The organism is Paenibacillus curdlanolyticus YK9 (assembly GCF_000179615.1).
GTDB lineage: Bacteria > Bacillota > Bacilli > Paenibacillales > Paenibacillaceae > Paenibacillus_T > Paenibacillus_T curdlanolyticus.
In genome coordinates this window covers 343,359-357,947 of the sequence record NZ_AEDD01000005.1, presented here as the reverse complement: position 1 = coordinate 357,947, position 14,589 = coordinate 343,359, and the positions used below count along the sequence as shown (strand labels likewise).

Annotated in this window: 15 protein-coding genes; 7 read left to right on the top strand and 8 right to left on the bottom strand. The window is 48.0% G+C overall.

Annotated elements, in window-relative coordinates:
* Nucleotides 1–2 precede the first annotated feature (2 nt).
* From PAECUDRAFT_RS11830 to PAECUDRAFT_RS11820, 3 genes are all read right to left on the bottom strand, one after another.
* A complete protein-coding gene (locus PAECUDRAFT_RS11830; protein WP_006038337.1) occupies nt 3–782 on the bottom strand; it encodes a M15 family metallopeptidase in 780 nt (259 codons plus the stop codon).
* A 187-nt stretch (nt 783–969) separates the two neighbouring features.
* The gene (locus PAECUDRAFT_RS11825; protein ID WP_006038336.1) at nt 970–1,434 is read right to left on the bottom strand and encodes a hypothetical protein; all 465 of its coding nucleotides are present in this window, start codon (nt 1,432–1,434) and stop codon (nt 970–972) included.
* A gap of 116 nt (nt 1,435–1,550) precedes the next feature.
* Nucleotides 1,551–2,153: a class I SAM-dependent methyltransferase gene (locus PAECUDRAFT_RS11820; RefSeq protein WP_006038335.1), complete on the bottom strand. Its 603-nt coding sequence runs from the start codon at nt 2,151–2,153 to the stop codon at nt 1,551–1,553.
* A gap of 530 nt (nt 2,154–2,683) precedes the next feature.
* On the opposite strand from PAECUDRAFT_RS11820, the gene PAECUDRAFT_RS11815 reads away from it, so the two are divergent.
* On the top strand, nt 2,684–4,012 hold the full coding sequence (locus tag PAECUDRAFT_RS11815) for an IS3 family transposase (protein WP_006038334.1): 1,329 nt from the start codon (nt 2,684–2,686) through the stop codon (nt 4,010–4,012).
* 100 nt (nt 4,013–4,112) lie between these two features.
* Here the strand turns inward: PAECUDRAFT_RS11815 and PAECUDRAFT_RS11810 are convergent, their stop codons facing one another.
* Entirely contained in the window at nt 4,113–5,336 is a 1,224-nt protein-coding gene (locus PAECUDRAFT_RS11810; RefSeq protein ID WP_006038333.1) for an RNA polymerase sigma factor, read from the bottom strand.
* 11 nt (nt 5,337–5,347) lie between these two features.
* Nucleotides 5,348–5,692, bottom strand: coding sequence for a YciI family protein (locus PAECUDRAFT_RS11805; RefSeq protein ID WP_006038332.1), 345 nt, complete (start codon nt 5,690–5,692; stop codon nt 5,348–5,350).
* Nucleotides 5,693–5,890: 198 nt separating this feature from the next.
* Here PAECUDRAFT_RS11805 and PAECUDRAFT_RS11800 point away from each other — a divergent pair, with 198 nt between their 5' ends.
* Nucleotides 5,891–6,571, top strand: a complete 681-nt coding sequence (locus PAECUDRAFT_RS11800; protein WP_006038331.1) for a DUF421 domain-containing protein — start codon at nt 5,891–5,893, stop codon at nt 6,569–6,571.
* 61 nt (nt 6,572–6,632) lie between these two features.
* Here PAECUDRAFT_RS11800 and PAECUDRAFT_RS24650 read toward each other — a convergent pair whose 3' ends face one another.
* Both PAECUDRAFT_RS24650 and PAECUDRAFT_RS11790 read right to left on the bottom strand, forming a co-directional pair.
* A complete protein-coding gene (locus tag PAECUDRAFT_RS24650; RefSeq protein WP_006038330.1) occupies nt 6,633–8,912 on the bottom strand; it encodes a PA14 domain-containing protein in 2,280 nt (759 codons plus the stop codon).
* A 207-nt stretch (nt 8,913–9,119) separates the two neighbouring features.
* Nucleotides 9,120–9,479 carry a winged helix-turn-helix transcriptional regulator gene (locus PAECUDRAFT_RS11790; protein WP_040712182.1) on the bottom strand — a complete coding sequence of 120 codons (360 nt, stop codon included), beginning with the start codon at nt 9,477–9,479 and terminating at the stop codon, nt 9,120–9,122.
* 136 nt (nt 9,480–9,615) lie between these two features.
* Between PAECUDRAFT_RS11790 and PAECUDRAFT_RS11785 the strand changes: the two genes are divergently transcribed.
* The 3 genes from PAECUDRAFT_RS11785 to PAECUDRAFT_RS11775 all read left to right on the top strand — a co-directional run bounded on the left by PAECUDRAFT_RS11785 (nt 9,616) and on the right by PAECUDRAFT_RS11775 (nt 11,504).
* The gene (locus tag PAECUDRAFT_RS11785; RefSeq protein WP_006038328.1) at nt 9,616–10,488 is read left to right on the top strand and encodes an alpha/beta fold hydrolase; all 873 of its coding nucleotides are present in this window, start codon (nt 9,616–9,618) and stop codon (nt 10,486–10,488) included.
* Between the two features lie 14 nt (nt 10,489–10,502).
* Complete coding sequence (locus PAECUDRAFT_RS11780; RefSeq protein WP_006038327.1) at nt 10,503–11,021, top strand: dihydrofolate reductase family protein; 519 nt, start codon at nt 10,503–10,505, stop codon at nt 11,019–11,021.
* A gap of 72 nt (nt 11,022–11,093) precedes the next feature.
* Nucleotides 11,094–11,504: a nuclear transport factor 2-like protein gene (locus PAECUDRAFT_RS11775; protein WP_006038326.1), complete on the top strand. Its 411-nt coding sequence runs from the start codon at nt 11,094–11,096 to the stop codon at nt 11,502–11,504.
* Between the two features lie 49 nt (nt 11,505–11,553).
* Here PAECUDRAFT_RS11775 and PAECUDRAFT_RS24645 read toward each other — a convergent pair whose 3' ends face one another.
* Complete coding sequence (locus tag PAECUDRAFT_RS24645) at nt 11,554–12,189, bottom strand: hypothetical protein (RefSeq protein WP_006038325.1); 636 nt, start codon at nt 12,187–12,189, stop codon at nt 11,554–11,556.
* A 181-nt stretch (nt 12,190–12,370) separates the two neighbouring features.
* Between PAECUDRAFT_RS24645 and PAECUDRAFT_RS11765 the strand changes: the two genes are divergently transcribed.
* The gene (locus PAECUDRAFT_RS11765) at nt 12,371–12,706 is read left to right on the top strand and encodes an ArsR/SmtB family transcription factor (RefSeq protein WP_006038324.1); all 336 of its coding nucleotides are present in this window, start codon (nt 12,371–12,373) and stop codon (nt 12,704–12,706) included.
* A 169-nt stretch (nt 12,707–12,875) separates the two neighbouring features.
* Nucleotides 12,876–14,585: a SulP family inorganic anion transporter gene (locus PAECUDRAFT_RS11760; RefSeq protein ID WP_006038322.1), complete on the top strand. Its 1,710-nt coding sequence runs from the start codon at nt 12,876–12,878 to the stop codon at nt 14,583–14,585.
* The last annotated feature ends 4 nt before the right edge of the window (nt 14,586–14,589 follow it).

Here is a 14,589-nt window from a genome sequence, read left to right as displayed (position 1 = left end):
GTTTATTTGGCCGATGACACCTTGTAGTATTCCTCCAAGCAGGCGCCCTGTTTGCGCATTTCCAACGAGATTTTGCTCGGGCCGATATACCGGATATGCCATGGCTCATACTTGTAGCCTGTAATATGCTCCTTGCCTTTGGGGTAACGAATGATGTACCCATATTCAGCGCTATGCTGGCTAAGCCATTTCGATTCCTTCGTATTCGCGAAGCATGAGGATACCGCGCACTTGCCATCCGAGCCGCTAACATCAATAGCGAGTCCCGTCTGATGCTCGCTCGTGCCGGGCAGCGCGCTGTATTTCATCGCCTCCATATAACCATCCCTTTTCATATAACGCTCGAACAGCCCTTTTTGCGTAGCGTACGAACGGTACCCGGACACCCCGCTCAAATAAATGCCGTCCTTCTTGGCAGCTGCAAACAATCTCTCCAACGCCTTCGCCGCTTCCCGGCGTATTTTTCGCTTATCGATTTTTTCATCGAACAGAAACGTCACGTTCGGATACACTAAATCTGCCGGCTTATAGGTTTGCGGCAAATAGATATTTTTGTTTACGATGACGCCGATCGATGCTGGATACTTCGAGGGAAACATCGTCTGCGCCGACGTGTTATCGTCATCAATGGCGGTGGACTGCTTGTTGGACTTATATGATTGGGATTGATGCGGTTGAGGCTGGGGTTGAGGGCCGTGATTGTTGTTAGGCTTGGTGCAGCCCGCCGCGTAGAAGAGCAGAACTATTGTAACTACAAGCCCGACCCCATATTTTCGATTCATCAGGTTAAAACACCTCACTCGAATAAAACTCGACAGCATAGCGCTCGGATTGCCGGTTTATGCCTAGTTTGAGCTAAGCGCCCTCTCCTGATGACTGTCAATAATAGGTACGATTTACGAAGCAAAACAAAAATAAGCCTCTATTCCGTTCACCGGAGTAGAGGCTTATTGCTGTCCCACGCATGAATTAATATTGGCCTTTAATGACGAAGAATGAGCCGCGGATCGTTCCAGCCAGCTTCGACTTTTGCCTAGCAAATTTGAACTTCTCCTCCAGCTCCTTCGGGATCTCCATCCCCTCCGAAAGCTTAAACCCGACAGCCCGCTTCTTCGGGTCATCCACCGTATACATCACGTTAATCGAAAGCCCATCCTCATAGAAAACGTACGTAAATTGAATGTTTTCCACTTGGAAACGCGACGTTTCCAAAGGCTTGGCGGCAAACACAATATTGCGTTCTTCCTTCAGAATGCGGTTCACATAGTCAAGATCCTCTTGGCTTTCGCTAGCAGGCACAACCGTGAACTCGTGCTTGTACTTGGTCATAAAGTAACGAGCTTCATTCGCCCGCAATCCGGCAAGCGCTTCTACTACAGGAGAAGATTCTAACCCAACCGTAGACACATTTTTAAAATCAACGACATACGACAAATGCCATCCCTCGTTTCTTCTGATCTACCAAATATTATACCAAAAATAGTGCGGTATAAACGATTACATCTAGTCTAGTTGTCTCCTCAACTCCATTCGCAACAGCCCTATCCGTTTTATTTTTGACAATCCAGAACAAACATAGATGCATCCTGGCCCATGAAGATGTTTCTTCCATGATAAAATGTTTTGGATTGAATGCCCCTATACCCTACTGCAGCCAACCGATCCGCAAGCTCCGCTTGATCAAACCCGTTATGAACAATGTCTGATGCTACTTTGTCATTCTTATCAAAATCTACGATCAGCAAATGCCCGCCTTCATTAAGAACATTGAACAGCCTCTTCAGTACGAATTCCACATCCGGAATATGAAGCAAAACCTGCGCCATAAAAATATAATCCGCGCGCAGCTCCGTCAGATCTTCCTTTTCAAAATCAAAGCATAATGTATCTGCATTCTGCAGCTTGAAATCAGCAATCTTTTGTTTGATTTGCGCAATCATGTTGGGGGAAGTGTCCAAAAACAGCACGGAATGAAATTCGTTTAGCAGGCTCATTCCGACAAGACCCGTTCCGCACCCGAAATCGATCGCATTTTTACCGGCAGTATCCACTAAACACCCTCGAATGGCCTCTGAGGATACCCTTGCGATCTCGATTCTCTCCGGCGTGTCATAGTTAGCAGCGATCATTTCAAACTTATCCGTATTTCCCATTATCGCCTCTCCATTCTGTTGGACTTTTATTTAATAGCCGAACACTTGAACTTCACTCAAATAGAAATATTCGGTCGAGGTTTTGACAATTGCAATGTAACGGTACGGAGTATCATTGGATTGAAGCGCTTTTCCCGTAACTTAGGCCCGCTACAGCATCCCCCGTTGCAGTCTGTGCAAGGAGTAGAGCCTCCATTCGTATAAAAGTGATCTGCCGTTGCATTTCGTACAATGACGAATTGCCGAATTCAGGCATACCATCACTGTTTCAGCCCGTATCGGCGGATAATCGCCGTTAGTCGTTGCACAGATTGCACAGATTGCAATGGCATAGCGATACACACCATCCAAAGACCGGTTCCCGTTGCACATATTGCAAGGAGGACGATCAGCCGGTCACCCGATCTTCCACCACGCGAAAAAGGCACCTTAACAGGTAGACTGGTACCCATACTCTGGACACTTAAAAAAGTGTTTAGCGTGTGGGTACCAGTTTTTTGTATACTGAAGTGAACAGTGGGGGCGAATTTATGAGCAGAAAATACTTCAATCAGAACGAACAGGAGCTATTATCGAAAAATTCACATGTCTTACGAGTCAGTGAAAAATCCATTACATATGCAGATGAATTCAAGCGTCTGTTTATCGATGAGTACATGTTAGGGCGGTCGCCAAGAGAGATTTTCGAAACATGTGGTTTTCAAGTAGATATCCTCGGGATGAAGCGCATCGAACAATGTGCAGATCGGTGGAAGAAAGCTTACGAGAAAGACGGGATCACTGGTCTTGCGGATTCGCGAAAAGAGGCCGTTCTACGCCCTGCAAGGCGGGAGCTATCCCCTGCCGAAGTCATTGCCAGACAAGAGGCGAAGATCAAACTTTTGGAGGCTCAACTGGCATTCGTAAAAAAGTCAGACAGGAACGAAAGGAGGCTGTTAGCAAACGGGAAAAACCTAAACCAAAGTGAATGCTTTAAGTTAATCCAAGAGGCTGTTCAACAAGGCTTGGAGCGTATGACACGTTATCTTTGCCAACTCCTAAACGTGTCTCGCTCTGGTTATTACAACTATCTAAACTCTGCCGACAAGCGCGAGGAGCGAGCTTCAGCCGATGAACGAGCAGGCGAGCTCATTAAGAAAGCTTTTAATCGAAGAGGCTACAAGAAGGGCTCACGGTCCATTAAGATGACGTTAGAGAACGAGTACGACACTTGTTACAACCTAAAGCGTATTCGAAGAATCATGAAGAAACTAGGCTTGGTGTGCCCTCATCGGAAACCTAACCCTTATCGACGTATGGCTAAAGCTACTCAGGAACACCGAACACTTCCCAATAAGCTGCAGCGGGATTTCAAGAAGAACCTTCCAGGTCTTGTGCTGCTCACGGACATCACCTACCTTCCGTATGGCAATTCGCAGACGGCTTATTTGTCGACCATTCTGGACGCTTCCACGGGCGAACTGTTGGCCCACAACCTCTCCGATTCCCTCCAACTACCGTTAGCTACAGAGACCATTGAATCACTAATGAAGCAAAAACGTTTGAAACTCCATAAAGAGGCCTTTATCCACTCCGATCAAGGAAGTCATTACACAAGCCCTGCCTATCAAGAGTTATTGAAGAAGAAGGGGTTAGGGCAGTCGATGTCCCGACGTGGAAACTGCTGGGACAATGCCCCTCAGGAATCCTTCTACGGACATATGAAAGATCATGTAAAGAGTCGACACTACACGACTTTTGCTGAAGTAAAACGTGAAATCGATCGCTATATCCGATATTACAATCATCATCGATATCAATGGGGACTAAAAAAGATGATTCCTGTACAGTACAGGAATCATCTTTTAGGTGTGGCTTGATCTTCTTTTTTTGAATGTGTCCTTGACTAAGGGTCTAGTTTAAGGTGCCCTCCCCTCCGGTGTTCTCTCCCACTCTCTGATCTCTCTATCCATGCCGCACTTAGAGCTCCGAAGCTTGGCGGCTTAAAAACTGTCTTACGGAAATATCCGCGCTCAATCCGATAGCAAAGCTATAAGCAGAACGCGCATCCTCTCGCAGCTTCAGCCGCTTGTACAGATGGCCGGCAAGCGCCCAATAGGGCTGATACGACACCACTTCCGCGGGCGGAACAGCTTGCAGCAAGGCCAAGCCCTGCTCTGCCCCATACGCCTCCGCGACCGCTGCGGCTCGACCGACCAATGCGCCCAATGTCGGCTTTATATGAATAAGTCCCTCATATAGCTGAGCAATCGCCCCCCACTCCATGCGCCCTGTCCATAAACGCTGTGCATGCGCAGATTGAATGGCGGCCATGAGCTGAAAACGGCCGATTCGGCCAGCTTGCGAGGCAGCGTGCAGATACTGCTCCGCCTCCATAATCAAGCTGCGCTCCCAACGCGTACACGCTTGCTCAGAGAGGGGAATATAGCTTCCCTCCTCATCATGTCGTGCCTTGCGGCGCGCCTCGCAGTGCAGCATCAGCGCCAAGAGGCCATATACCTCCGGATCTCGGGGAGCGAATTGGAGCAGCAGCCTGCCCAGATAAATCGCTTCCTCCGCCAACCCTTTTCTAGGCGAATCAGCGATGGCCGCCTCGTCCCACCCGCTCCCGTAAGCCGCATATATAGCCTCCAAAACGAAATCGAGGCGCTCCGGAATTTCCTCCGCATCAGGCATTTCAAAAGTAAGGCGCTCAGCACGGATTTTTGCTTTGGCCCGCGTAAGCCGTTGGCTCATGGCGGAAGGTTTGACGATGAACGCAGACGCGATTCGCGCTGCATCGAGCCCCAGCACCGTTTGCAGCATCAGCGGCGTACGCATTGCCGGATCGATTGCCGGGTGCGTGCAAAGGATCATCATCCTCAATCGTTCGTCCGGAAAAGCGGCATGGGACGAAGCCAGGCGCTGCGTATCTTCCGATAAAGCAAGGAGCGTCGGCAGCGCGCTTTCGGAAACCCGGGTGCGGCGGGCGCGGTCGATAAGCCGCCTTCGGGCGATGCTCACTAGCCATGCTTCCGGCTTTTCTGGAATGCCGGACGCGTGCCAAGTCTCCAATGCCGCGAGAAAAGCATCCCCCAGCGCATCCTCAACCGCCTGCAGATCGCGCCAATTGACAGCCAGATAAGAAACCAAACGGCCGTAAGCATCGCGTGCCGTTTCTTCAATGACCTGATGCGTTGTCATAGGTCCGACAACTACAGCGCAGGGATGTTTTGTCTGACCTCAACCGTTTCGACGGGCGCCCGAGCCGCCCACTCTAATGCGGTGTCCAAATCCGGCACATTGATCACGTAAATCCCGCCAAGCTGCTCCTTCGTCTCCGGGAACGGTCCATCCTGAACGGCAACCTCTCCGCCCCGGCGCTTCATCGTAGCAGCCGACTCCGGCCCGTAGAGACCTGAACCGAACACCCCGATTCCAGCTTCTTGGATGGCACGCACATAATGCGTCCAGCCTGCCAAATACGCTTCCTTCCGAGCGGGATCTATTCTTGCCGCAAAATCCTCCTGGCTTTCATAGAACATCAACGTGTACGTCATACAATATTCCTCCTTATAATCTCATTTGAATTTGGTTTCGTTATGATGTCGTTTGAACGATGATGATTTCTACATTTCGAGAAAAAATATTTTAAAATTTATCGTTACCTACGATACGGTTCTCAAGCTGCGCTTACAGTATAGGTGTCAAAATAATGGATACTTTATCATTATCTGTTATGCAAGGGGTTTCGGCAAATGACGTATGGGGAAATTCTATTTCGTACGGCAACGTCCTTTGTTGCCCTGCTCGTTTTAACCCGTTTGCTCGGCAAAAAACAAGTGGGACATTTAACTTTTTTCAATTATGTTACGGGAATCACCTTCGGCTCCACCACTGCCGAGATTATCGTTAACAGACAAATTACGCTGCTGCAAGGGATATCCAGCTTGGTCTTATGGTCGCTCATGGCTTTCGTCATCGCATTAATCGGATTGCGCTCGGTCAAAGCGCGCGAGATTCTCGACGGCCAGCCTACCATTCTCATCAAACGAGGCGAAATCCTGGAACAAGCACTGGCTAAGCAGCACCTCAATATCGACGATCTAAGCATGCTGCTTCGAAACAAGGATGTCTTCTCCATCGAAGAGGTCGAATTCGCCATTCTGGAGCCTGACGGTAAATTGAGCGTGCTGGTTAAAGAAGAGCTGCAGCCTGCAACCAAAAAAGATGTGCAAGCAGCCGTCTCTCCAATTCATAGAATCCCGACTGCGCTTATCATTGACCGTAAAATCGTAGAAAAGAATCTGAATAAACTGGATCTCTCCGTCGCCTGGCTCAACCAGCAATTAAAGAAAGCTAGCCTTTCAATGGAGCAGGTATTTTACGCAGAGCTTCAGTTGGACGGGACGCTGTATATCGATAAGTATGAGGATTAGGCGGCCTAATTGAAAAAAATAGCCCTCGCGTTTGAATAGCGAGGGCCATTGTTCAAGCTCATTAAGGAATGAACAATTGCGAGGATGGTATGATTTGCTTGCTCTGGCTGCTGCTCGACCATGAAAGCTGAGCGACTGCGTCAAAGATGTCGTCGTAGTATTCCATCTTGATATCGTACTTCTGTCCGGCATTTAATGTAATGGCGGCACTGTACTCCGTTGCCCCTTGATTAATCCAATGATCAATAAGGAGCGTTCCGTTGACCCATAGACGGACGCCATCGTCGGTATTGGTGTAGAACGTATAGGTATCTGTATACAACGGCGCCACCTTGCCTGTCCAGCGGACGCTGAATGTGTCGCTGCCGATACCGGAGGCTGGACTGCTCGTTCCCCAGTTGAAGTTGACGTTGGCATCTGTGCGCGTTGCAACAAGGCTGGTAAGATCAGCGTTGTTGTAGTACTGCCCAAGAAGGCCGTTGGTCTGCAAAGTGATGCTGGCCTGCGCGGAATTAGCGCTTTCGCCCGTACTGTTCACGGCGCTGACCACGTAGTAATAGGTCGTGTTATTGGCAAGTCCGGTATCGGTAAAGCTGGTTACCGGTACATTCGTGCCCACTGTCGTATAAGGTCCGCCGTTTGTAGTCGAGCGTTTCACATTATAGCCCGTCGCATTGCTGGCCGCACTCCATGATAATGACGCTTGTGAGGTGCCTGCCGTTGCCGTCAATCCGGTCGGTGCAGCAGGTGCGGGCAGTACTGCGAACAATTGATTCTTGGGAATAATTTGCTTCGACTGGCTGCTGCTTGACCATGAAAGGTGTGCGCCCGCATCCAGGACGTTATCATAATACTCCATCTTAATGTCGTACTTCTGACCCGCTGTTAGTGAAATGGTGCCGCTGTATTCGGTAAACGCCTGATTAATCCAGTGATCGATAAGGAGCGTTCCGTTGACCCACAAACGAACACCGTCATCCGTATTGGTGTAGAACGTATACGTTTCCGTGTACTTAGGGAGAACTTGTCCGATCCAGCGGACGCTGAACGAGTCGGCATCCACGCCAGAGGCTGGACTGCCTGAGCCCCAATTGAAATCGACCTTATCGTCTTTGCGGGTCGTAACCAGACCGGTGAGGTCGGCATTATTATAATACTGCCCGAATAATCCATCACCGATAGGTACGCTATAAGGAGCCTGCACCATGCCGTAGCCGTAGGAGCTATCGCGGCCGGGAGCACCTAGATCCTGTGCGGTCTCATCCAGCTTCGCACGGATTTGCGCGACAGTATAGTCCGGGTACTTCTCCATGTATTGTGCAGCAATTCCAGCCGCATAGGGGGTCGCCATGGAAGTTCCGGTCATCGTCGTATACCCGTTATTATTGTATGTGCTGTATACGCTCGTGCCCGGTCCAGTCAGCTCCAAGTAGGGTCCCTTGTTGGACGAGCTGTTTCTCTCATCCGTTGATGTCGCATTGGCCACCGCGATAACAGAGTCGAACGCAGCCGGATAACGATCCGGGTCATCGCTGCTCGTATTGGAGCTGTTATTCCCTGCGGCAGCGAGAATAAGTATGCCGCTGTCATAAGCTGCGTTGCATGCATCTTCGAATGCGGAAGAATAGCTATCCCCGCTCAGACTCATGTTGATGATATCCATGTTATTGTCGATGGCCCAGTCGATGCCATCGATAAACCATGAATAGTAACCATAATTGTTGTCTCCCAACACTTTCGCGGAATATAAGAGCACATCAGGCGCTGCGCCTACCGTTCCAATGCTGTTATTCTTCGCAGCGATGATGCCCGCCACATGGGTGCCATGGCCAAAGATGTCGCTTGCGCTTGTGCTGTCCGTGAAGTTGACCTTGCTTTGAATGACCAGATCATCATGGTCCGCAATACCGGAATCCAGCACCGCCACTTTAATGTTTTCTCCGGTCAAGCCGTTGCTCCAGCCTTGAGGGGCCTGGGTTCTGGCGATCCCCCAATCCTCGGTTTGCACAGCGCCCCGTCCGATCGCATCCTCCTCAATCGAGAGGATATCGCTGTCATTGATTAATTCCTTCAGTTCCTCCTGCGATACGGTCATGGCCTCCAAATTCAAATGCTTATATAGCTTGTGGTTTTTATACTTCTTTTTACTCGCTTTTTTCGCTGCCGCCGCCTCAGGGCGATATTTCACGATGACGCGCTTGTCCCCCGATGGATTGAGAAGCAGCTTCTGATCTACGATCTTCTGCGGTTCATGTGAAACTGCGGATGCCGGACTAGCGGCGGCAATAGAAAAAGTAATCATCGACGCAACAACAGCTACATGCATAAACTTTCTTAACACAATTTTCCCCCTAACAAGTTTTGGAATAAATAGTTGCTATAGATACTGTAAAAAAATAATAGAAAACCGTCAATACTGTTATTCCGCTCAACCATCCATTTAACGGAAAATTTACACGGGGGAAACAAGCTGCATAGCAAATAGCACCTGTTTTTTACAAGTGCGGGGAGGCGCAGGCCGCTCAGGCAATCCCGCACTTTGTTATTATTACATCACCTTTCCTGCTTCTTCTCCCTCGTTCGTTTCGTTCCGCAAGTAAGCGCCATAACTCTGCGTCCATGTCCACATTGCCTCGAAGATAGGCTGCAGCCCCCTCCCGCTCTCGGTAAGATCGTATTCGACATGCAGCGGTACGCCAGGGTAAATCGTACGCGTGACGATACCCTTCTCCTCTAACAGCCGCAAGCGATCGGTTAACGTTTTCGGGCTGATCGGGTGCAGCTTACGGCGAAGCTCACCGAACCGCTTATTGCCATTAAACAGCTCGAATAGAAGAATAAGCATCCATTTGCCATCCAAAATCTCCAGGATCGGTTCAACCTTACCCGGACAGGATTGATCCATCATCATAACCACTCCATAGTTCATTTTTTGAAACTATTGCACTTAAATGTAACTACTTTTCAAATGTACCACAGGTGGAATAAGATGTGAATCAGGAAGAGGAAACATTCTAATCCCGCATCAGAAAGGAGGGGCCAGCTTGCATAGACCGTTTGAAGTAGACCCCGGGGAGTATCCGTTCACCGACCACTGGCTGCCTTATGGCGACGGCCATATCCATTACGTGGATGAAGGGCAAGGGCCGACGGTTCTTCTCCTTCACGGAAACCCTACATGGTCCTATCTGTATCGGAATGTCATTAAGGAGCTCCGCAACGATTTTCGCCTTATCGCCCCGGACTACCCCGGATTCGGCATGTCGAAGGCGCCTAGCGGCTACCGCTTTACGCCGCAAGAACACTCGGAAGCTATACAGGATCTAATTCGCCAGCTTGATCTGAAGAATTTTATATTAGTCGTTCAGGATTGGGGAGGTCCGGTCGGGCTCAATTACGCGGTACGGCATCGGGAGAACTTGCGCGGCATTGTCGTCATGAATACGTGGGCTTGGCCTGCAACCATTTTACCGATGAAACTATTCTCGCTCGCCATGGGCGGCTGGCCTCTTGGATACTGGCTTCAGACACGACGCAATTTTTTCGCCAAAGTCATTGTGCCCAATGGGATTCACCATGCCGAGAACGTCACGGATCGTCTGCGTAAAGCCTATACCGATCCGTTCCCGACGCCGAAGTCCCGAATACCAACATGGGTATTTCCGCGGCATATCCGCAAAGCCCGGGCATGGCTCGCCGCCATCGAATCGAAGCTGTCGCATTTGTCCGATTTGCCAACACATATCTTGTGGGGAACCAAAGATAGCGCCGGCTTCCCGCTCGAACAGATGGAAAAATGGCAGAAGGCTCTACCAATGAATAAGACCGAAATTCTGGAGGATGCTTCGCACTATGTGCAAGAGGATCGTCCGGACCGGATAGCATCCGCTATCCGAACATTATCGAACCGAATTTGAGGAGGAATATTACGATGAAAACAGTGTTGTGGGCAACTTTAACTGCTAATGGCAATTATGCGCAATCCGGTCCCAAGAATCCACCGAAACAAGAAGCTTTAGACGATTTCTTTACGCAAGCCAAAGCAGCAGGAAACTTCATTGTCGGGCGTCGGACGTTCGAGGGCATGCGCGGCAATGGCGGTCCAGGGCCCTTCACCGAAATCGAAATCGTCGTCGTTTCCAAGAGCGCCGCGGATATCCCGGGTGTAAAGGTTGTAAGATCGCCGGAGGAAGCTCTGAGCCACCTGCACGAGCAAGGTCATCAAACCGCTCTTATTAGCGGCGGCGCGGACATCCATAATTCATTCTTAGGCCAAGGGCTTGTAGACGAAGTGATTTTCAATGTGGCGCCTGTGATGGAAGGTAAAGGCTTAAATCTCTTGATCGACAGCGATCAGTATCAATTTAAGCAGGTGCAGCTGCTGGACTGTAAGCCCCTCGGCGGAGGCATCGTTCAACTGCGCTATGCAATTAGCGGTACGGCGTCCTAAACCGTTTATATTCCGTTTATACACGTTCCTTACAATGATCTTAACCAAATCGAACTTGAGGAGCGATTAAACATGGAGAACACTTCACTAATCGAAGCGATGGAACGTTATTTTCAAGCGGGGAGCGTATTGGACCTGAATCGACTGGACGCGATCTACGCGCCCGACTTCGTGAACATTCGGAACGATCAAAGCGGACGGACCGTCTCGATTACGAAGGAGCAGTTCATGCAGACATTTCGCCGCATAAAGGAAGGAGGCGGGACGTCGCTTGGGGCGACTGAAGACGTGCGGTACCTTACCACTACCGTCTACGACGATCACGGATCTGTTGTTCTTCGCCGGGAGAAAGAGGGAAAGCCTGTCGTGTACAACTTCGTCTGGCGTATGAACGGCGACGGACTCCCGACAACGATCGTTCGCGAGTTTTCATTGGAAGAAGACCTTAGCTCGCTAATTGGCATGATGCAGGGGCAGGGCTGACTCGCCAAACGGGTCCCCTTTACGCGAATTTTCAGGGCACCCGTAATCGTTAAGCGTTCGAGTGAATTAGACGATAATCACGCAGTTCATTATTGAAACGGCGGAACGGACTTGAGAGTGCTTGAATATTTCTTTCGATTCTGTTCCGCTTTTTTGGATCATCCTTGCACTGACTCCATCGGTCAATGTTTTTATCTATTTTCTCTCGGAGCGTTATGATGAATCCAATCGCAATGTGTGCGGACGCTAACTCCCGCAGGTCGGCCGCCAGAGCTTCGCTTAAACTCCGAATGCTTTTCATTTGTAACGGCTTTTCCACGAAAAAAAACTCCGGCGTGAAATCTTCACGAAAGTCTTGTCCTGGGACTTGTATCCAAAAGTCATCCCAATCCTTCAACAGTTCTGTTGTATATAATAGCAACTTTAGAAATCCACATAACCACGCTGTACAACTTGTATTGCGTGTTTTACATCCAATTCCGTTTTCAAGATGACGACATCCATTGCAACAGGAGCCGCTATTCACAATACAAACCTTACAAATCAAATCGGATCCAACCTTATTCAAAGCATCAACGCCAATTTCGATGACCATCTGTCTGCTCATATTTTTTATATTAGAAGCCGATTGGTTAATGGATTGCGAATTTAGCTGTGATTGATCATTTGTATTAAAACCGGGCATTCGCATCTCCACCTTTCATTTACAATCAAATATTCAAAAGTTTGAATATAATAAGCATTATAATGCGGATACCTCCAAATAACAAATGATATGCCGGCTTATTCCTTGTCCACAAAGTAGGTTTTGAAATATGCTATTATATGCATATATACCAAAGTTCAAGTATTAAGGAGCATCTGCTATGAATCAGCATCAAAATATTCATCAGTTTAAAGCCGACTTCTTTAAGGCATTAGCTCATCCCATGAGAATTCGAATACTTGAAGTGCTAAGCGAAGGCGATAGAAACGTTAACGAATTACAGAGCGTATTGAATTCGGAAGGCTCTGCCGTTTCGCAGCAGCTTTCAGTACTGCGGAATAAAAATGTAGTGAGCAGCATAAAAGATGGAACATCAGTGATTTATTCATTACGGGATCCGCTGATTAAGGAGTTGTTGGCTGTCGCCAAGCAGATTTTTGACAATCACCTCGTCGACGCTATTTCGCTACTTGAGACCATTCGAAATGAGCAATAATCCATAAACAAGGGCATCCATGAGCATTTTCAAGGAGCACCTTGTTTTATTTCTTTTTCAATTCATTTTCAAGGAAACAACCCGGGTTTTTGCGTTTGACATTGTCAGTTCCCAGAAGTACATTTTATATATTCAAATAATCAAATATATGAGAATAGAAGGTACTTAAATGAAATGGACGGGAAGATATAAAGAATATCATGCAGCCGCCTTTCGTAAGGATCTCATTTCGGGACTAATCGTTGGAATTATCGCCATTCCACTAGGGATGGCGTTTGCTATCGCCTCTGGGGTCAAGCCTGAGTCCGGCATATATACAACCATCATTGCCGGTATATTAATTTCTTTACTCGGTGGCTCCCGGTTTCAAATTGGCGGCCCGACCGGTGCTTTTATCCCGATTCTTTTCGCCATCGTCTTACAATATGGGTACGAAAATTTATTGATTGCCGGATTTTTAGCTGGGATTATTCTTGTTTTGATGGGCGTATTTAAGCTTGGCGCATTGATTAAATTCATCCCTCGCCCAGTAACCATCGGATTTACAGCTGGGATTGCTGTCATCATCTTCAGTGGTCAAATCGCTAATTTTTTGGGACTTAGCGAAATTAAGAAACACGAAAATTTTATTCCTAATATGAAAGAACTCGTTACACATGTGGAATCCATTAATATCTATAGTGTTGTTACGGCTTCGATTTGCTTAGCAGCAGTCCTACTTACGCCAAAATTTTTACCTAAGATTCCTGGTTCATTAGTGGGGCTTGTCGCATCAAGTGTTATAGCAGCCTTGTTCTTCAAAGGACATGTAGCAACAATTGGTTCCTCATTCGGAGCGATTCCGAGTACGCTTCCCCATTTTCATTTCCCAGACATCACTTGGGATCGTTTGTATACCTTGATTCATCCTGCTCTTATTATTGCCATGCTAGGGGGTATAGAATCCTTGCTATCGGCTGTTGTAGCCGATGGAATGACCGGTACTCGCCATAACAGTAATCGTGAGCTAATTGGGCAGGGTATCGCAAACATAGTGACCCCTCTCTTTGGAGGAATCCCCGCGACTGGAGCCATTGCACGAACAGCAACCAACATTAAGCACGGGGCTGCATCTCCATTGTCCGGTATCATACATGGTATTGTTGTTTTTCTTGTACTCATTTTGTTTGCTCCTTACGCTTCTAATATTCCACTGGCAAGCATGGCCCCCATTTTGATGTTGGTCGCATGGAATATGAGTGAACGCAAAGAATTTGCTCACATCCTGAAAACGAAAACAAGTGATGCTTTTGTGCTTCTGATTTCCTTTCTATTAACCGTACTTACGAATTTAACAACAGCTGTTGAAGTCGGCTTAACCTTGTCTGTACTTCTGTTTGTAAAGCGAATGAGTGAATTATTGACGGTAGCCAAAGTTTTACCCGACTCAACTGACAAACATGAGAAAGTGAAAGCATACATGGTTAACGAAGGTCATGATTGCCCACAAATCAGTATGTTCACCCTTGCAGGACCGCTGTTCTTCGGCACCGCAACTATATTAGAAAATTCCATCATGGATGCGATTTATTTAAGACCAAAAATTTTACTATTGCGAATGTCGAAAGTACCCTACATGGATACGACCGGCGAGTCCAAGCTTGCCCGATTAGTGAAAGATTTTGAGAAATTGGGTGGGATCGTACTTATTTCGGGAATTCAACTGCAGCCTTTGGAGGTATTTAAGAAAACAAGGTTGTATTCGCTTGTCGGAGAAGATCACTTTTTTGAGCATACGGGTGAGGCAATAGATTACGCATTAACCCAACTAGACCTCCACAAATGTGCGGGTTGTAAACATTTCGTATTCCGTGAATGTAAATCAATGTCACAACATTAGTGAG